The organism is Streptomyces sp. NPDC092369 (assembly GCF_044755245.1).
Taxonomy (GTDB): Bacteria; Actinomycetota; Actinomycetes; order Streptomycetales; family Streptomycetaceae; genus Streptomyces.
Genome location: NZ_JBIVQP010000001.1, coordinates 1,662,101 through 1,678,038, shown reverse-complemented (window position 1 = coordinate 1,678,038; position 15,938 = coordinate 1,662,101). Strand labels below are relative to the sequence as shown.

At 71.3% G+C, this 15,938-nt stretch carries 14 protein-coding genes; 8 read left to right on the top strand and 6 right to left on the bottom strand.

Annotated features, from left to right (window positions below; all coding sequences use genetic code 11):
• Positions 1-157 precede the first annotated feature (157 nt).
• The gene (locus ACIQI8_RS07375) at positions 158-1,615 is read left to right on the top strand and encodes an NCS2 family permease (protein WP_402345821.1); all 1,458 of its coding nucleotides are present in this window, start codon (positions 158-160) and stop codon (positions 1,613-1,615) included.
• Positions 1,616-1,663: 48 nt separating this feature from the next.
• The gene (locus ACIQI8_RS07370; protein ID WP_402345819.1) at positions 1,664-2,815 is read left to right on the top strand and encodes an XdhC family protein; all 1,152 of its coding nucleotides are present in this window, start codon (positions 1,664-1,666) and stop codon (positions 2,813-2,815) included.
• A 36-nt stretch (positions 2,816-2,851) separates the two neighbouring features.
• On the opposite strand, the gene ACIQI8_RS07365 is transcribed toward ACIQI8_RS07370, so the two are convergent.
• Both ACIQI8_RS07365 and ACIQI8_RS07360 read right to left on the bottom strand, forming a co-directional pair.
• On the bottom strand, positions 2,852-5,101 hold the full coding sequence (locus ACIQI8_RS07365) for a PQQ-binding-like beta-propeller repeat protein (protein WP_402345817.1): 2,250 nt from the start codon (positions 5,099-5,101) through the stop codon (positions 2,852-2,854).
• A 118-nt stretch (positions 5,102-5,219) separates the two neighbouring features.
• Complete coding sequence (locus ACIQI8_RS07360) at positions 5,220-5,660, bottom strand: SRPBCC family protein (protein WP_402345815.1); 441 nt, start codon at positions 5,658-5,660, stop codon at positions 5,220-5,222.
• A 355-nt stretch (positions 5,661-6,015) separates the two neighbouring features.
• Between ACIQI8_RS07360 and urtA the strand changes: the two genes are divergently transcribed.
• The 5 genes from urtA (at position 6,016) to urtE (ending at position 10,861) form a co-directional block, all read left to right on the top strand.
• The gene (gene urtA, locus ACIQI8_RS07355) at positions 6,016-7,269 is read left to right on the top strand and encodes an urea ABC transporter substrate-binding protein (protein ID WP_402345813.1); all 1,254 of its coding nucleotides are present in this window, start codon (positions 6,016-6,018) and stop codon (positions 7,267-7,269) included.
• A gap of 74 nt (positions 7,270-7,343) precedes the next feature.
• The gene (gene urtB, locus ACIQI8_RS07350) at positions 7,344-8,228 is read left to right on the top strand and encodes an urea ABC transporter permease subunit UrtB (RefSeq protein ID WP_124001598.1); all 885 of its coding nucleotides are present in this window, start codon (positions 7,344-7,346) and stop codon (positions 8,226-8,228) included.
• Positions 8,225-9,334 carry an urea ABC transporter permease subunit UrtC gene (gene urtC, locus ACIQI8_RS07345; protein ID WP_402345811.1) on the top strand — a complete coding sequence of 370 codons (1,110 nt, stop codon included), beginning with the start codon at positions 8,225-8,227 and terminating at the stop codon, positions 9,332-9,334. The genes urtB and urtC overlap by 4 nt, the downstream gene beginning before the upstream one ends.
• The gene (gene urtD / locus ACIQI8_RS07340; RefSeq protein WP_402345809.1) at positions 9,331-10,134 is read left to right on the top strand and encodes an urea ABC transporter ATP-binding protein UrtD; all 804 of its coding nucleotides are present in this window, start codon (positions 9,331-9,333) and stop codon (positions 10,132-10,134) included. The genes urtC and urtD overlap by 4 nt, the downstream gene beginning before the upstream one ends.
• A 4-nt stretch (positions 10,135-10,138) precedes the next feature.
• Positions 10,139-10,861 (top strand): urea ABC transporter ATP-binding subunit UrtE, encoded by a 723-nt coding sequence (gene urtE / locus ACIQI8_RS07335; RefSeq protein ID WP_402345807.1) that lies wholly within the window; start codon positions 10,139-10,141, stop codon positions 10,859-10,861.
• Positions 10,862-10,886: 25 nt separating this feature from the next.
• Here the strand turns inward: urtE and ACIQI8_RS07330 are convergent, their stop codons facing one another.
• The gene (locus tag ACIQI8_RS07330) at positions 10,887-11,366 is read right to left on the bottom strand and encodes an Lrp/AsnC family transcriptional regulator (RefSeq protein WP_402345805.1); all 480 of its coding nucleotides are present in this window, start codon (positions 11,364-11,366) and stop codon (positions 10,887-10,889) included.
• A gap of 79 nt (positions 11,367-11,445) precedes the next feature.
• Here ACIQI8_RS07330 and ACIQI8_RS07325 point away from each other — a divergent pair, with 79 nt between their 5' ends.
• A complete protein-coding gene (locus ACIQI8_RS07325; RefSeq protein ID WP_402345803.1) occupies positions 11,446-12,513 on the top strand; it encodes a Glu/Leu/Phe/Val dehydrogenase dimerization domain-containing protein in 1,068 nt (355 codons plus the stop codon).
• A 36-nt stretch (positions 12,514-12,549) separates the two neighbouring features.
• Here the strand turns inward: ACIQI8_RS07325 and ACIQI8_RS07320 are convergent, their stop codons facing one another.
• Genes ACIQI8_RS07320 through ACIQI8_RS07310 form a run of 3 tightly spaced genes read right to left on the bottom strand, consistent with a single transcriptional unit; the run spans position 12,550 to position 15,838 of the window.
• Positions 12,550-14,121, bottom strand: coding sequence for an FAD-dependent oxidoreductase (locus ACIQI8_RS07320; RefSeq protein ID WP_402345801.1), 1,572 nt, complete (start codon positions 14,119-14,121; stop codon positions 12,550-12,552).
• Positions 14,122-14,156: 35 nt separating this feature from the next.
• Entirely contained in the window at positions 14,157-15,191 is a 1,035-nt protein-coding gene (locus ACIQI8_RS07315) for an amidohydrolase family protein (RefSeq protein WP_402345800.1), read from the bottom strand.
• The gene (locus ACIQI8_RS07310; protein WP_402345798.1) at positions 15,188-15,838 is read right to left on the bottom strand and encodes a TetR/AcrR family transcriptional regulator; all 651 of its coding nucleotides are present in this window, start codon (positions 15,836-15,838) and stop codon (positions 15,188-15,190) included. Before ACIQI8_RS07310 ends, ACIQI8_RS07315 begins: the two co-directional genes overlap by 4 nt.
• Positions 15,839-15,938: the final 100 nt, after the last annotated feature.

Sequence of the window (15,938 nt, the reverse complement as noted above, 5' to 3'; positions counted from 1 at the left end):
CCCTCCGGGAGTTGTGACCGGCGCCTATTTTCCTGGGGGATCGTCCCCCGGGTCCCAGCTGTTCGTCCTGGGCCGTCCCCCGGGTCGTGCACATCCCAAATCCCGCTGAACGCAAGGTCGTTCACGGGTGCACCTTTGAACCTTGGGAGACGGCACCATGACCCAGCAGTCCCTTGAGCCCAGGACCACAGCCGAAGACGCGGGCGAAGGCACCCGCGTCCCGGCCGGCAGGTCCTGGCTCGACCGGTACTTCCACATCACCCAACGCGGATCCTCCGTCGCACGCGAAGTGCGCGGCGGCGTCACCACCTTCATGGCGATGGCGTACATCCTCCTGCTCAACCCGCTGATCCTGTCCGGCAAGGACGTGGCGGGGCACACCCTCGGCCAGAACGCGCTCATCACCGCGACCGCGTTCGCCGCGGCCTTCAGCACGCTCCTGATGGGCTTCTTCGGCAAGGTGCCGCTCGCCCTCGCCGCCGGCCTGTCCGTCTCCGGTGTGCTCTCCTCGCAGGTCGCCCCGCAGATGACCTGGCCGCAGGCCATGGGGATGTGCGTGATGTACGGCGTGGTCATCATGCTGCTGGTCGTCACCGGCCTGCGCGAGCTGATCATGAACGCGATCCCGCTCGCGCTGAAACACGCGATCACCATGGGCATCGGCCTGTTCATCGCGCTCATCGGCTTCTACAAGGCCGGCTTCGTGCACCAGGGCAAGGCGACCCCGGTCACCCTGGGCCCGACCGGTGAACTGGCGGGCTGGCCCGTGCTGTTGTTCGCCGTCACCCTCCTCGCGATCTTCATGCTCCAGGCGCGCGGCATCCCGGGCGCCATCCTGATCGGCATCGTCGGCGGCACCGTGCTCGCCGTGATCCTGAACGCGGTCGGCGCCATCGCGCCCAAGCAGTGGGCGAGCGGCGCTCCCGAACTGCACGGCAGCGCGGTCTCCATGCCGGACTTCTCGATCTTCGGCAGGGTCGAGTTCGGCGGCTGGGGGCAGGTCGGCGCGATGACCGTCGGCATGATCGTGTTCACGCTCGTGCTGGCCGGCTTCTTCGACGCGATGGCGACCATCATCGGCGTCGGCACCGAGGCGAAACTGGCGGACGCGCAGGGGCGGATGCCGGGTCTGTCCAAGGCGCTGTTCATCGACGGCGCGGGCGGCGCGATCGGCGGCGTCGCGGGCGCCTCGGGGCAGACCGTGTTCGTCGAGTCGGCGACGGGGATCGGCGAGGGGGCCCGTACCGGACTCGCCTCCGTCGTCACGGGTCTGTTCTTCGCGGCCTGTCTCTTCTTCACCCCGCTCACCGCGATCGTCCCGGGCGAGGTCGCGGCCGCCGCCCTGGTGGTCATCGGCGCCATGATGATGATGAACGCGCGGCACGTGGACTGGTCCGACCGGGCCACCGCTATCCCGGTCTTCCTGACCGTGGTGATCATGCCGTTCACGTACTCGATCACGGCGGGTGTCGCGGCCGGCGTCGTCTCGTACGTCGCCATCAAGATCGCCCAGGGCAAGGCGCGGGAGATCGGTGCTTTCATGTGGGGCCTGACAGTGATCTTCCTGGTCTATTTCGCCCTCAATCCCATTGAGAGCTGGATGGGCGTGCACTAGCGCCCCGCCAACCGCCCGCCACGCAACCGCTGTCAAGGAGACCGAGAGATGCTGGACATCGCCGACGAGTTGAACCGGTGGGTCGAGCGCGGCCGCGACTTCGCCGTGGCCACCGTCGTGGCCGTCGGCGGCAGCGCCCCCCGTCAGCCGGGCGCCGCCCTCGCGGTGGACGCCGACGGCACGGCGATCGGCTCGGTGTCCGGCGGTTGCGTGGAGGGCGCGGTGTACGAGCTGTGCCGACAGGCCCTGGAGGACGGCGAGACCGTCCTGGAGCGCTTCGGCTACAGCGACGAGGACGCCTTCGCCGTCGGTCTGACCTGCGGCGGAGTCATCGACATCCTCGTGACCCCGGTACGGGTCGGCGATCCCGCCCGGCCGGTGGTCGCCGCCGCGCTGGCCGCCGCCGCGAACGGTGAGGCAGCGGCGGTCGCGCGGATCGTCTCCGGCCCCGCGGACCTGGCCGGCCGCGCGCTCGTGGTCCGCCCGGACGGCTCCTACGAGGGTGGCTTCGGCGCCCACCCGGAACTGGACCGCACGGTCGCCGCCGAGGCCGGCGCCTTCCTGGACGCGGGCCGCACCGGCACCCTGGAGATCGGCGAGCAGGGCTCGCGCTGCGGGGCGCCGCTCACGCTCCTCGTCGAGTCCTCGGTGCCGCCACCCCGGATGATCGTCTTCGGCGCGATCGACTTCGCGTCCGCGCTGGTCCGGATCGGCACGTTCCTGGGCTACCGCGTGACGGTGTGCGACGCGCGTCCCGTCTTCGCGACCCGTGCCCGCTTCCCGGAGGCCGACGAGATCGTCGTGGAGTGGCCCCACAGGTACCTGGAGCGGACGCGGGTCGACGGCCGTACCGTCCTGTGCGTGCTCACCCACGACGCCAAGTTCGATGTCCCGCTGCTTCAACTGGCGTTGCGCCTGCCGGTCGCCTACGTCGGCGCGATGGGCTCCCGCCGCACCCACCTCGACCGCAACGAGCGGCTGCGCGAAGTCGGCGTGACCGAGGTCGAGTTGGCGCGGCTGCGCTCGCCCATCGGTCTCGACCTGGGCGCCCGGACGCCGGAGGAGGTGGCGCTGTCGATCGCCTCCGAGATCGTCGCCGACCGGCGCGGCGGCAGCGGGATCTCCCTCACCGGCGCGCACACGCCGATCCACCACGACCCCGCGTCGACGCCACCCCGGCGGATCGGGTCGGTGGCCTGAACGGACCTCACGGGCCAGGGGGTTCGAGCGGGAAGGTCACTTCGCCACGGCCTTCGGCCTGTCCGGGCGCACCGAGAAGGCCGTGTCGCCCGCCACGGCCACGATCGCGTCCTTGACGAGCAGGAGCGAGGGAGTGGTGTCGCTCGCGGAGTCACCGGGGTCCTGGAGCGCGGAGGTGCGCCAACGCACCACGCCGGTACGGGCGTTCAGGGCCAGCAGCCGGCCGTACTGGTTGGCGAGGTACAGCGTGCCGGACTTCGCCGAGTACACCGGCGTCGACAGGTTCTCGGTGTCCGTCTCCCGCTGCCACAGGCGCTTGCCGTCGCTCACCCGCACGGCGGTGACCGTGCCGTTGGGGCGGACGAAGTGGACGACACCCCCGACCAGCGTGGGCGTGCCGCGTGTCGCGCCGGGCAGCGGGATCCGCCGGCCCCCGCCGAGAGGGTCCACCTGCACGAGGGTGGTGTACGGCTGGTCCTCACCGCTGCCGAAGGAACCCTCCGGCAACTGCGGTACCGCGAACAGCGGCCGCCCTTCGGCCATGCCCAGCGGCACGGCCCCCGTGGGCAGGGTGGCGATCTCCTTCGCCGTGCCGTCGACGGGGTCCAGGTGCACCAGGGCGACCTCGCCCTTGGAGGGATCGTCCGCGGGTGTGCACAGGCCGTACGGGGTACCGCCGAGGACCGCCGGGGTGCAGGCGTCGCCGACGCTCGACGAGGCGCGCGTAGTCCACAGCCGACGGCCCCTCTCGTCGTAGGCGACGTACTGCGTCGCCTTCTCGTCCATCGCCACGACCCCGCCGTCGAAGAGGACGGCGTCACGGTCCTCGCTGACCGGGTGGGCCCAGAGCTGGGTGCCGGTCCCCGTGTCCAGGGCGACCAGGCGCCGGGGGATGTAGGTCTCGGTCGAGTCCGGCTTGACGTAGGTGTAGACGTGGCCGTCCCGGACGCCGATGGGGCGCGAGGTCTCGGGGCTGGTGCCCTCGCGCCACTCGACCCGGCCGGAGGCGGCGTTCAGCCGGACGGTCGTGAAGCCGGTGCCCGCGCAGTACACGGCGGTCGAACCGCCCGCCACGCAACCGGACTTGAGTTCGTCGAGGGGGTCGCCCTTCTTCTCGGAGAGCAGGCTCGCCCGCCAGGGGCGCCAGTCGGCGGGCAGGCTCACGGCGGGAGCGGACGGGCTCGCGGAGGCACCCGAGGCGGGCGAGCCGGTCCCACCGCTCGACGCGAGATGCGCCGTGGTGATGCCGATCGCGGTCACGGCCAGGACGGCGCCGAGGCCGAGCAGGACACGCCGGGTCGGACGGCCACGCCCCGCGGACGCACCGGATCCCGTACCCGTCGCGGTGTCCGCCTGGTGGGCCGCCGCTCCGGGACCCGGACGGGAACCACGGCCGGACCCCACCCCCGTCACGCCGTCCGGCACGGTGAGGTGGGAGGCGACGTCGGCCTGGGACTCCGCGGACTCGTCCACCGGCAGCGCCAGCAGGTCGCGGTGGAGTTCGTCCAGACCGGGCCGGGCCGCCGGGTCCTTCTCCAGGCAGCGGGCGGCGAGGGAGCGGAGGGGTTCGCGCACCCCGGCCAACTTCGGCGCCTCGTACATCACTTGATAGCCCGTCAGGTACGGACTTCCGCCCTCGAAGGGGCGGTTCCCGGTGGCCGCGTACACCAGGAGCGAGCCGAGCGAGAAGACGTCCGAGGCGGCGGTGACGTCCTTGGGGGAGGAGAACTGCTCCGGCGACATGAAGGGCGGGGTGCCGATCAGCCGGCCGGTCACGGTGAGGTCCTCGTTGTCGGCGGCGCGCGAGATGCCGAAGTCGATGACGCGCGGACCGTCCTCCGCGATCAGGACGTTGCTCGGCTTCAGGTCCCGGTGCACGACCCCCGCCCGATGGATGTCCCGCAACGCCTCGACCAGGCCCAGCGCGAGGGTGCGCAGCCGGCGCCCGCTCAACGGGCCCTGCTCGGCGACCACTTCGCTCAGCGTGCGGCCGGGCACGTACAGCGTCGCCATCCACGGCTGCTCGGCGTCGGGATCGGCGTCCACGACGGGCGCGGTGAACGCGCCGCTCACCCGTCTCGCCGCCGCGACCTCCTGCCGGAAGCGGGCCCGGAACTCCTCGTCGAGCGCGTACTGCGCGTGCACGACCTTGATCGCGACCTGTCGCCCCGAGGCCGAGAGCCCCAGGTGCACCACGCCCATACCGCCGCTGCCCAGCCGGTCGATCAGGGTGTAGCCGGCTATGGACGCGCCGTCGGACCCGGCACTTCCGGAGCTCAGCGACATGCGCCGGTCACCTTTCCCCACTCCCTGGCCTGGACGGACCGCTCAAGGGGTTCAGACTAGGGCGTCGGTTCACGGGCCCTTGCACCGACCGGGGAACCGACCGGTCGGTCACCTCCGGTCACTCCATCCTGAGCAGTCGGTTGACCGCCCGCCCGAACACGAACCGGGCCGCCCGCACGAGCACCGGGTCGAAGAGCCCAGGCAGCAGCCGCACCCCCAACTCCTCTCGCCACACCACCCGGCTGCGCCCGCCGGGCCCGGGCCGCACCTCGATCTCGGCCCAGCCCCGCACGACCCGCCCCCGCTTCTCCAGCCGGCACAGGCCCGGCTCGTCGTCCGACGGGGGCCGCCACAGCGTGACCTCCATCCGGTCGTCGAAGCCGAGCGGGCCCAGCCCCGAGCGGGCCACGAACACCGTGCCCACGTGCGTCGGTGAGGGGGTGGCCACGGTGACCCGGGTCAGCGGGACCACCTCGCCGTGCCGGGGCCACTCGGTGAGGCGGCGCCATGCCTCGGCCAGCGGGAGGGGTGCCGTGCGTTCGAGCTCGAAGGTGACCACGACACGATCGTAGGGAATCGCGGCTGCTCAACGGCGTGTTCACCGGCCCGTCACGCACTTGGCCCAGCAGCGCAATCATCCACCCGCGGGACTCGGTGAAGTGGATAGTTTCCGCAGGAAGTAATAATTGCCCTTACTGAGATGCCGCCAACCATGCATCTCCAGACGGTTGTTGATTCTTTTGCCGTGCGTCAAGCGCAACGGTTCATCAATCGCCGCGAAACGCGAAGGAAACAGGCCCGGCGCAGTCTGTGGTCCGCGCTTCCGCAGCTCAGGCCGGTGCGTGGGCGGTTCGTATTTCCCTTCCCGAATTTCACGATCTCTTTTCATCCGCCTTCGGGCAAGGAGGTATTGCATGTCCGGCTTCAGCCTCAGCCGACGTGGTCTGCTGGTCGGCGCCTCGGCCGTCGGCGCGTCCGCCGCGCTCAGCGCCTGTGGCGCCAAGACCGGTACGGAGAGCTCGTCCGGCGCCGGTGCCAAGGCCGACACCTCCGGCAGCACCGTCAAGGTGGGCCTGCTGAACTCGCTCTCGGGCACCATGGCCATCAGCGAAGTGACCGTCCACAACGCCCTGCTGCTCGCCGTGAAGGAGATCAACGCGGCCGGCGGTGTGCTGGGCAAGACGCTCAAGCCGATCAGCCAGGACGGCGCCTCCGACTGGCCGACCTTCGCCGAGAAGGCGGAGGCCCTGATCAAGGACGACAAGGTCGTCGCCACCTTCGGCTGCTGGACCTCGGCCAGCCGCAAGGCCGTCAAGCCGGTCTTCGAGCGCTACAGGTCGCTGCTGTTCTACCCGGTGCAGTACGAGGGCCTGGAGCAGTCGCCGTACATCTTCTACGTCGGCGCCACCACCAACCAGCAGATCGTGCCCGCCCTCGACTACCTCAAGAAGCAGGGCCTGACCCGCCTCTACCTGGTCGGCAGCGACTACGTCTTCCCGCGCACCGCCAACAAGATCATCAAGGCCTACGCGAAGGCCAAGGGCATGACCGTGGTCGGCGAGGACTACGCGCCGCTGGGCTCCACCGAGTTCAGCACCATCACCAACAAGGTCAAGAGCGCCGGCGCGGACGCCGTCTTCAACACCCTCAACGGCGACAGCAACGTGGCCTTCTTCAAGGAGTACAAGTCCGCGGGCCTGAGCGCCAAGAGCCTGCCGGTGCTCTCCGTCTCGATCGCCGAGGAAGAGGTCAAGAGCATCGGAACGCAGTACCTGGAAGGCCAGTTGACCGCCTGGAACTACTACGAGACCACTCCCGGCGCCGCCAACACCACGTTCGTGAAGGCCTATCAGGCCGCCTACGGCAAGGACAAGCCGACCTCCGACCCGATGGAGGCCGCCTACATCTCCCTCTACCTGTGGAAGGAGATGGTCGAGAAGGCCGGCTCCTTCGACGTCGCCAAGGTCAAGGCGGCGAGCGACGGCATCCTCCTCGACGCCCCCGAGGGCAAGGTCACCGTCGACGGCGCCACCCAGCACGTCTACAAGACGGCCCGCATCGGCAAGGTCGGCTCCGACGGCCTGATCGAGGAGGTCTGGAACTCCGGCAAGCCGATCAAGCCGGACCCGTACCTGAAGGGCTACTCCTGGGCGAGCAGCCTTTCCTGAGTGTCCGTCAGTTCGCTGTCGCCCGCACCGGCACCCGCACCCCCGTCCCCTCCCGGAGCCCCCGGAGCCGCTTCATGACGGTCGTCCTCAACCAGTCGTTCACCGGCATCAGCATCGGTGCCGTCCTGCTTCTCATCGCCCTCGGCCTCACCCTGACGTTCGGTCAGATGGGCGTGATCAACATGGCCCACGGCGAGTTCATCATGGCCGGCGCCTACACGACGTACGTCCTGCAGAAGTCCATCAGCAGCGCCGGCGCCTCCCTGCTCGTCGCTCTGCCGCTGGCCTTCCTCGTGGCCGGCGCCATGGGCGCACTGCTCGAATGGCTGCTCATCCGGCGCCTGTACACCCGCCCCCTGGACACCCTGCTGGTCACCTGGGGTGTCTCCCTGATGCTCCAGCAGCTGGCCCGGGACGTCTTCGGCGCCCCCAACGTGCAGACGGCCGCGCCCGATCTGCTCACCGGCAACATCTCGGCCGGCGGGGTCACCTTCGCCAACAACCGCCTGTTCATCCTGGGGTTGGCGCTCCTGTGCGTCCTCGGCCTCACGCTCGTCCTGCGGTTCACCCCGCTCGGCCGCCGCATCCGGGCCGTCGTGCAGAACCGCGACCTCGCCGAGGTCTCCGGCATCGCGACCGGCCAGGTCGACCGGATCACCTTCTTCATCGGCTCGGGCCTCGCGGGCGTGGCCGGCGTCGCGCTCACCCTGGTCGGCCCGATCGGTCCGACGATGGGTACCAACTACATCGTCGACGCCTTCCTCGTCGTGGTCGTCGGCGGCATCGGACAGCTCAAGGGCGCCGTCATCACGGCCTTCGCGCTGGGCGTGCTGCAGTCGGTCCTCGAATACTCGACCACGGTCAGCGTCGCCAAGGTCGGCGTGCTGGTGGCGATCGTCGCCTTCCTCCAGTGGCGGCCCCAGGGCCTGTACACCCTGCGCACCCGGAGCCTGGCATGACGACGACCCTCACCCGCCTCCGCGTCCCGGGCGCCTTCCTCCTCGGCGCCGTCCTGCTGCTGGGCGTCGCCCCGCTCGCCCTCTCCGACTTCCGCCTCTCGCTGTTCGCCAAGTACCTCTGCTACGCCATCGTCGCCGTCGGCGTCAGCCTCGCCTGGGGCCGTGGCGGACTGATGGTGCTGGGCCAGGGCGTCTTCTTCGGCCTCGGCGGCTACGCCATGGCCATGCACCTCAAGCTCACCGACGCCGCCGCCAGCGGCGAGAAACTCCCCGACTTCATGCAGCTGTACGGCACTTCGGACGCGCTGCCCTGGTGGTGGGAACCGTTCACCAACCCGCTCTTCGCGCTCGCCATGACCGTGCTGCTGCCCATGGCCGTCGCCGCGGTGCTCGGCTTCTTCGTCTTCCGGCGCCGGGTGAAGGGTGCGTACTTCGCGATCCTCAGCCAGGCGCTCGCCGCCGCCCTGTCGATCTGGCTGATCGGCCAGCAGGCCACCACCGGCGGCACCAACGGACTCACCGACATCCAGGGCTTCTTCGGCTACTCGCTGGACGACCCGGTCAATCAGCGGATGGTGTACTTCGTCATCGCCGCCGTGCTGCTTCTGCTGATGGCCCTGGCCCGCCAGCTGTTCGTCAGCCGTTACGGCGAACTCCTCGTCGCGGTACGGGACTCGGAGGAACGGGTCCGCTTCCTCGGCTACGACCCCGCCAACGTGAAGCTCGTCGCGTACGTCGTCGCGGCCGGCATGGCGGGACTCGCGGGCGCCCTGTTCGTACCGGCCGTCGGCATCATCTCGCCCGCGCTGATCGGGATCGTGCCGTCCATCGGCTTCGTGATCGGCGCGGCCGTCGGCGGCCGGGCCTCGCTGGTCGGCGCGGTGCTCGGCGCGATCGCCGTGGCCTGGGCGCAGAGCACCCTCTCCGACGCCTTCCCGGCCGCGTGGACCTACCTCCAGGGCCTGCTGTTCGTGCTGGCGGTCGGCTTCCTGCCGGGCGGACTCGCGTCCCTGTGGGTGGTCCTGCGCAGGCGGCGCACGCGTCCTGCCATGCCTGTGACCCGTACGGAAGAACCGGTTGCCGTGACGGTGGGGGAGACGGCATGAGCATCGAGGGACTGAAGGGCGAGGGTACGAACGACGGAGGCCTGACCGTTCGCGACCTGCGGGTCACCTTCGACGGCTTCACCGCGGTCGACGGCGTCGACCTCGACATCCGCCCCGGCGACCTGCGTTTCCTCATCGGCCCGAACGGCGCGGGCAAGACGACGCTCGTCGACGCGGTCACCGGCCTGGTGAAGGCGACCGGGTCGGTGCGCTTCGGCGGCGACGAGCTGCTGGGCAAGCCGGTGCACCGGATCGCCCGCCTCGGGATCGGCCGTACGTTCCAAACGGCCACCGTCTTCGAGCAGTTGACGGTGCTGCAGAACCTGGACATCGCCGCCGGCGCCGGGCGCGGACCGCTGACCATGCTGCGGCGGCGTACCGGAATCCCGGAGTCGGTCACCAAGGCGCTGGAGACCACCGGCCTGACCGACCTGCGCGACCGCCCGGCCGGCGTTCTCGCGCACGGCCAGAAACAGTGGCTGGAGATCGGCATGCTGCTCGTGCAGGACGTCCAACTCCTGCTGCTGGACGAGCCGGTGGCGGGCATGAGCCACGAAGAGCGGGAGGCCACAGGCGAGTTGCTGCGCCGGGTCAGCGCCGAGCGCACGGTCGTCGTCATCGAGCACGACATGGACTTCATGCGCTCCTTCGCCCGCAGCGTGAGCGTCCTGCACGCCGGCAAGGTCCTGAGCGAGGGCACGGTGGCCGAGGTGCAGGCCGACGCGAAGGTGCAGGAGGTCTACCTGGGCCGCGCCTCGGAACCGGAACCCGCCGCTGTTTCTGTCACCGAGGAGGCGTGACGCCATGCTGGAGTTGAGCGACGTCCGGGCCGGTTACGACCGCAGCCCCGTCCTGCACGGCGTGACCGTGTCCGTCCCCAAGGACGGTGTCGCGGCCGTCCTCGGTCACAACGGTGCCGGCAAGAGCACGCTGCTGCGCACGGCGATGGGCCTGTTGAAGCCGAAGTCGGGGACCGTGCTGCTGGACGGCGAGGACATCACCCGCCTCGCCCCGCACCAGCGGGTGGCCCGCGGGATGGCCTATGTGCCGCAGGGCCAGCAGTCCTTCCCGCACCTGACCACCGCCGAGAACCTCCAACTCGTCGCCGACGGACGCCTGGGGGTCCCCCCGCGCCGTTCGCGCAGTGGGGGAGGGAAGGAGGCGATCGCGGAGGCCCTCGACCTCTTCCCCGTCCTGCGTGAACTCTCCGGCCGCCGGGCCGGGTTGCTCTCCGGCGGCCAGCGCCAGCAACTCGCCCTCGCCCGCGCCCTGGTGACCCGGCCGAGGCTGCTGCTGCTCGACGAACCGACCGAGGGAATCCAGCCCTCCGTGGTCGCCGAGATAGAGGAGACGATCCTGGCGCTGGCCCGGCGTGGCGGCCTGTCGGTCCTGCTCGTCGAGCAGTACGTGGGGTTCGCCATGCGCGCGGCCGAGCGGTACTACGTGCTCGAAGCGGGCCGGGTCACCTCCACGGGCGAAGGCGGCGCGGAGTCGGAGCGGGCGGTGCGGGAGGCGCTCAGCGTGTGACCTGCTCAGCGAGGACGCGCGGCCCTCAGCGGGTGAGGTCGGCCCCGGGGACCGGCAGCGGCTCCAGAACCGGGTTGGCCAGATGCTGGTAGATGATCATCGTGCGGAAGCTAAGGATCTCGCGGCGGTTGGTGAGCCGGTCGAGCAGGAAGGCGTGCAGGTGCTCGATGTCCTGGACCGCGACATGGACCAGGAAGTCGTCGTTGCCCGCCATCGTGTAGACGGACAGGACTTCGGGCAGCCGGGACACCGACTGCTCGAAGGCCGCCACCACCTCACGGCTCAGCGGCCGGACCGTCGCGGCCACCATCGCCTGCACCCCGCGGTTCAGCGCCGGCAGCGCGACCTGCGCGCGATAGCCCCGGATCACCCCGCGCTGCCGCAGCAGCCGGATGCGCTCCAGACAGGTGGAGGGGGCGATGCCGACCTTCTCCGCGATGGCCCGGTTGGACTGCCGTGCGTCCTCCTGCAGATGCCGCAGGATCGCCGTATCAAGTTCGTCCACGATCGCCTCCGCGTCGGCGTTGCCGAATTTCGTTCGGGATCTTCACCAGGGTCCGGTACATCGCCCTAGCTTCTCGCCCATGACGCAAACATTCGAGCACGAAGAGGTGACCCTCCGCCGAGGCCCCCGCTCAGGGCTCCCGATCATCGTCGCGATCCACTCCCGCGCCCTGGGCCCCGCCGTCGGCGGCTGCCGGATGCGGCGCTACGGCAGTTGGCGCGACGGACTCACCGACGCGCTGCGGCTGTCCGAGGCCATGACCTACAAGTGCGCCGCGTCCGGGCTGGACTTCGGCGGCGCCAAGAGCGTGGTCGCCCTCGACGAGCACACCGAACTCACCCCGGAACTACGGGAGTCGGCTCTGGTCGACCTGGGCGAGGTCATCGCCTCCTTCGGCGGCTCCTATCGCGCGGGCCCCGATGTGGGCACCACGCCCGACGACATGGTCGTGCTGCGCCGCTCCTCCCCGTACGTCTTCTGCCTCCCCGAGGAGCAGGGCGGCACCGGCGACTCCGGTGTCCCGACGGCCGGCGGTGTGCTCGCCGCCCTGCGGGCCGGTGCGGACCACGTCTTCGGGGCGCCGTCCCTCGCCGGCCGCACCGTCCTGGTCAGCGGCTTCGGCTCGGTCGGCAGCCGGGTCGCGGCCGGCCTCGCCGCGGACGGCGCGCGGGTGCTGGTCTCCGACGTGGACCCGGCGAAGCGGGCGGTCGCCGCGCGGTCCGGCCTCGACTGGGTCGACCCCGACGCGGTGCTCGGCACACGGGCGGACGTCCTGGTCCCGGCCGCCGTCGGCGGGGTGCTGAGCCCGCGGACGGCGCCCCTGCTCGATGTACGGCTCGTGATCGGCCCGGCGAACAACCAGCTCACCGACGACTCGGTCGCCGACCTCCTCGCCGAACGGGGCGTCGTGTGGGTGCCGGACTTCGTCGCGAGCGCGGGTGGCGTCGTCCACACCCTCGGCCGCGAGATCGACCGGCTCGACCGGCAGGAGGCGGTACGACGGGTCGAGGGCATCGGGGACACGGTCGCCGTGCTGCTGGACGCGGCCCGCAGGAACGGCACGACGCCGCTGCGCGAGGCTCAGCGGCTCGCCACGGAGAGGTTGGCACAGCAGGGCGGGAGGGTCACCGCGGGGCAGCGGGCCTGAGCCGGCATCCGGCGGTGATGGGCCCTGGCTCCTCGGTCAACAGCCCTTCGGCGCCCAGATGTCGGTGTCCCAGTCCAGGTGCCGGACGAGGTCGTCCTCGCCGGGACGGGACGGGGGAGCCGGGGGACCGGGGCGCGTCGGCGGTGCGCTCGGGTCGGGCCGGTTGGGCGGCGCGGCCTTGTCCGGTCGGGTGGGTGGGGCGCTCGGGGCCGGTCGGGGCGGAGGTCCCCCGGCGCCCGGCCTGGACGGAGCCCCCTCGGCACCCGGCCGCGACGGGGCCTGCGCACCTCGGGAGATGTTCCCGCTCACGGTGATGTTGTGCTCCACGCGCGGACGGCGAAGCGTCTCGTACAGGGAGAGCGCGGAGTCGGTGTCCGGGGCGTCGCGCAGGCACTTGGCGAGGATGACCGCGTCCTCCATGGCCATCGACGCGCCCTGCCCGGTCGCGGGGGAGGCGGCGTGGGCGGCGTCGCCGATGAGCAGGGTCCGGCCGGAGCGCCAGCGTGTGCCCGTGGGGATCTCGGTGGCGTTGGTGACCATGAGCTCGTCGGAGGTGGCAACGACCAGGTCGGCGGCGGGCGTGGTGTCCTTGCGCAGCAACGGCACGAGCTGCTCGCGCCAGTCGGCGGGCGTGCCCTGCGCCAACTCCTCGGCGGACAGCGGGTCGCCGGCCACACGCGCGAACCAGAAGGTCTCCCCGGCGGGCGACACCGCGTAGCCGAAAGCGACGGCGCTGCCGCGCACCATGGTGATGCGGGCGTCGTCCGCGGAGGCAGGGGAGGATGCCGAGGTGCTGGACGCGGGGTCTGCCGAAGCGGCGGGTGCCGGGTGCGCCGAAGCGGCGGGTGCGGGATCGGCGGAGGTGACGGGTGCGGCTTCCGCCGAGATGACGGAGTCGGGATCCGCCGAGGTGCCGGGGTCGGGATCCGCCGAGGTGACGGGGTCGGGATCCGCCGAGGTGACGGACTCGGGATCCGCCGAGGGCTCGGCCCCCGCCCCACCCCGGCCCCCCACATACCCGTAGAACACCCGCTGCCCCGCATAAACCGGCCGCACCTCCGGGGCGAACGTCGTCCGGACCGTGGAGTTCAACCCGTCCGCGCCAAGGAGCAGGTCGCCCGAGTCCGTGCTGCCGTCGGTGAAGCGGACCGTCACTCCGGCCGGGCTCTCCTCGACGCCGGCGAGCCGTGTGCCGTGGCGGATGTCGATGCCCCGGCGCCGCGCCTCCTCCTGGAGGGCGGTGTTGAGCTCGCCGCGGCGCAGGCACCGGTATCTCAGCGGCGGGTCGTTCGCCTCGCCCAGGGGCACCTGCGCCACCTGCGCACCGCTGTCGTCGAGTACGCGCATCGAGGTCAGCGGGAAGCCGGCCGCGCCGACCGCCGCCGACGCGTCGAGCTGCGCGAGGGCCCGCATGCCGTTGCTCGCCAGGGTCAGGAACGCGCCGATGTCCTCGGCCGAGTCGGGGTGCGCCTCGTACACGACGACGTCGAGTCCCGCCTTGCGCAGGGCCAGCGCCGCCGTCGTACCGGCGATACCGCCGCCGATGACCAGTACCCGTGCCATGTAGCTCCCCGTTCCGGCTGCACCACGACCGTCCTGATGATCCAACGGCCGAGCCGCCCCTCGGGTTCCTCGGCCGGTGCTCAGCCGGTGCCGGGCTGGACGAGCTTGAACAGGAGGCGGGCGGCCGCTCGGCGAGCGGTCTGCCGCAGTCGCACGGGAGGAACGGGGGCCGGTGTGCCGCCCAGGCGAGGGAACAGGGCTTCGGCGTTCGTGCGGTTGACGGCGTGCAGGAGCTCGGGCGTCACGCCGGTGTCGAGGCCCTGGGCGAAGTACTGGCCGGCCGGTGCGGGTGCGAAGGGCCAGTCGCTGCCGAACAGGACGTGCCCGGGCCGGGCGAAGGCCAGCAGCGTCGGCAGCGCGGCCGGGCTGGAGGACAGCGCGGTGTCGAAGTGGAAGCTTTGGAAGTCGTCCAGGGTGTCCAGCGGGCTGCGTCCGACGTCCCCGGCGAGGGAGACGGCCATGCGGTGCGAGGCGTACGGCATGAAGCCGCCCGCGTGGCTGAGGACGAACCGGATGTTCGGGTACGTGCGCACCACGCCGTTGCGCACGAGGAGGTAGGCGGCCCGCGTGGTGTCCAGGAGGAAGTCGGCGGCGAACGGCGGGATGCCGTCGACCGGCGGGGCGGGCAGCTCGGCCGGGTGGACGAACACCACGGCAGCCCGCTCGTCCAGGACCCGCCACAGCGCGTCCTCGCCGCCCGTGCCGAGGTAGACGCCCTGATTGTTGGCGAGCAACGTGACCCCGTCGGCGCCGAGTTCGTCCAGCGCCCGCACGGCCTCCGCGGCGGAGGCGGTGACATCGGGCATCGGGAGGGTGGCGAAGTACCCGAAGCGGCCCGGGTGTTGGGCGGGCAGGGCGGCGGAGTGGTCGTTGAGCCGGCGCGCCAGATCGGCCGCCTCGGTCGGCGAGTCCAGGAAGGCGGTGCCCGGCGTGGAGACCGACACGAAAGCCGTCTCCGTACCCAGCAAGTCCATTGCCTCCAGCGCGGATTGAGCACTCCACTCCGGCAACGCCCGCCCACCGGCCTCGGTGAGACCCGCCTCGGCGAGCAGATCGCGGTAGAAGGGCGGTACGAGGTGCTGGTGCACGTCGATGCGACGGACGGCCGCGGTCATCCCTGGTTCCCCTCCGCCGTGCTCGCCGTGCCTGCCATGCGGACGGCCGCGTCGTGGACCAGCCGGGCGTGCAGTTCGAACATCGCCACGAGGTCCACGGAGTCGCCGTTGATCTCCCGGTGCACGAACAGCCCGTCGGCACCGGCGACGGCATAGGCGGTGAGCGTCTCGACGTCCTTCGCGCCCAGGTCGGGGAAGAGGGTCGCGGCCACTTCGGCGATCCGCTGCCGGGAGATCTCGCGGACCTGGAGGAACACCGTCCGCCCACGGGGTTCGGTGGGCCGGCGTTCGAGCGCGAGCATCAGGCCGAGGCGGAGGAAGTCCGGTGCGTCCACAAGCGAGTTGGCGATGTTCGCGGCCATGACCAGGACACGTTCGAGAGGAGTTCCCGTGTCCTCGCCGGGGAGTTCGACCGCGGTCAGCCAGGTCTCGAAGCTGCGCTCGATGACGGCCGCGATGAGGTCGTCCTTGTCCTTGAAGTGCCAGTAGATGGAGCTGGCGGGCAGACCGCACTTGGCGCTCACGGCCGCGATGGAGGTGCCCTCGTAGCCGCGCTCGCCGGCGATCTCCACGGCCGCGTCCAGGATGCGCCGTCGCGACTCCACCCCGTTGGCGCGCTGCTTGCGCGTGGTGCTCCCGCTGTTCATGGGATGCGCCCTCCTGTCCTGCTCGGCTCCCGCCCGGCCCTTGACCGGCTCTGACGACGAGCTTACCGTATCGACCATTCCAATTGGAGTGAGCGTTACA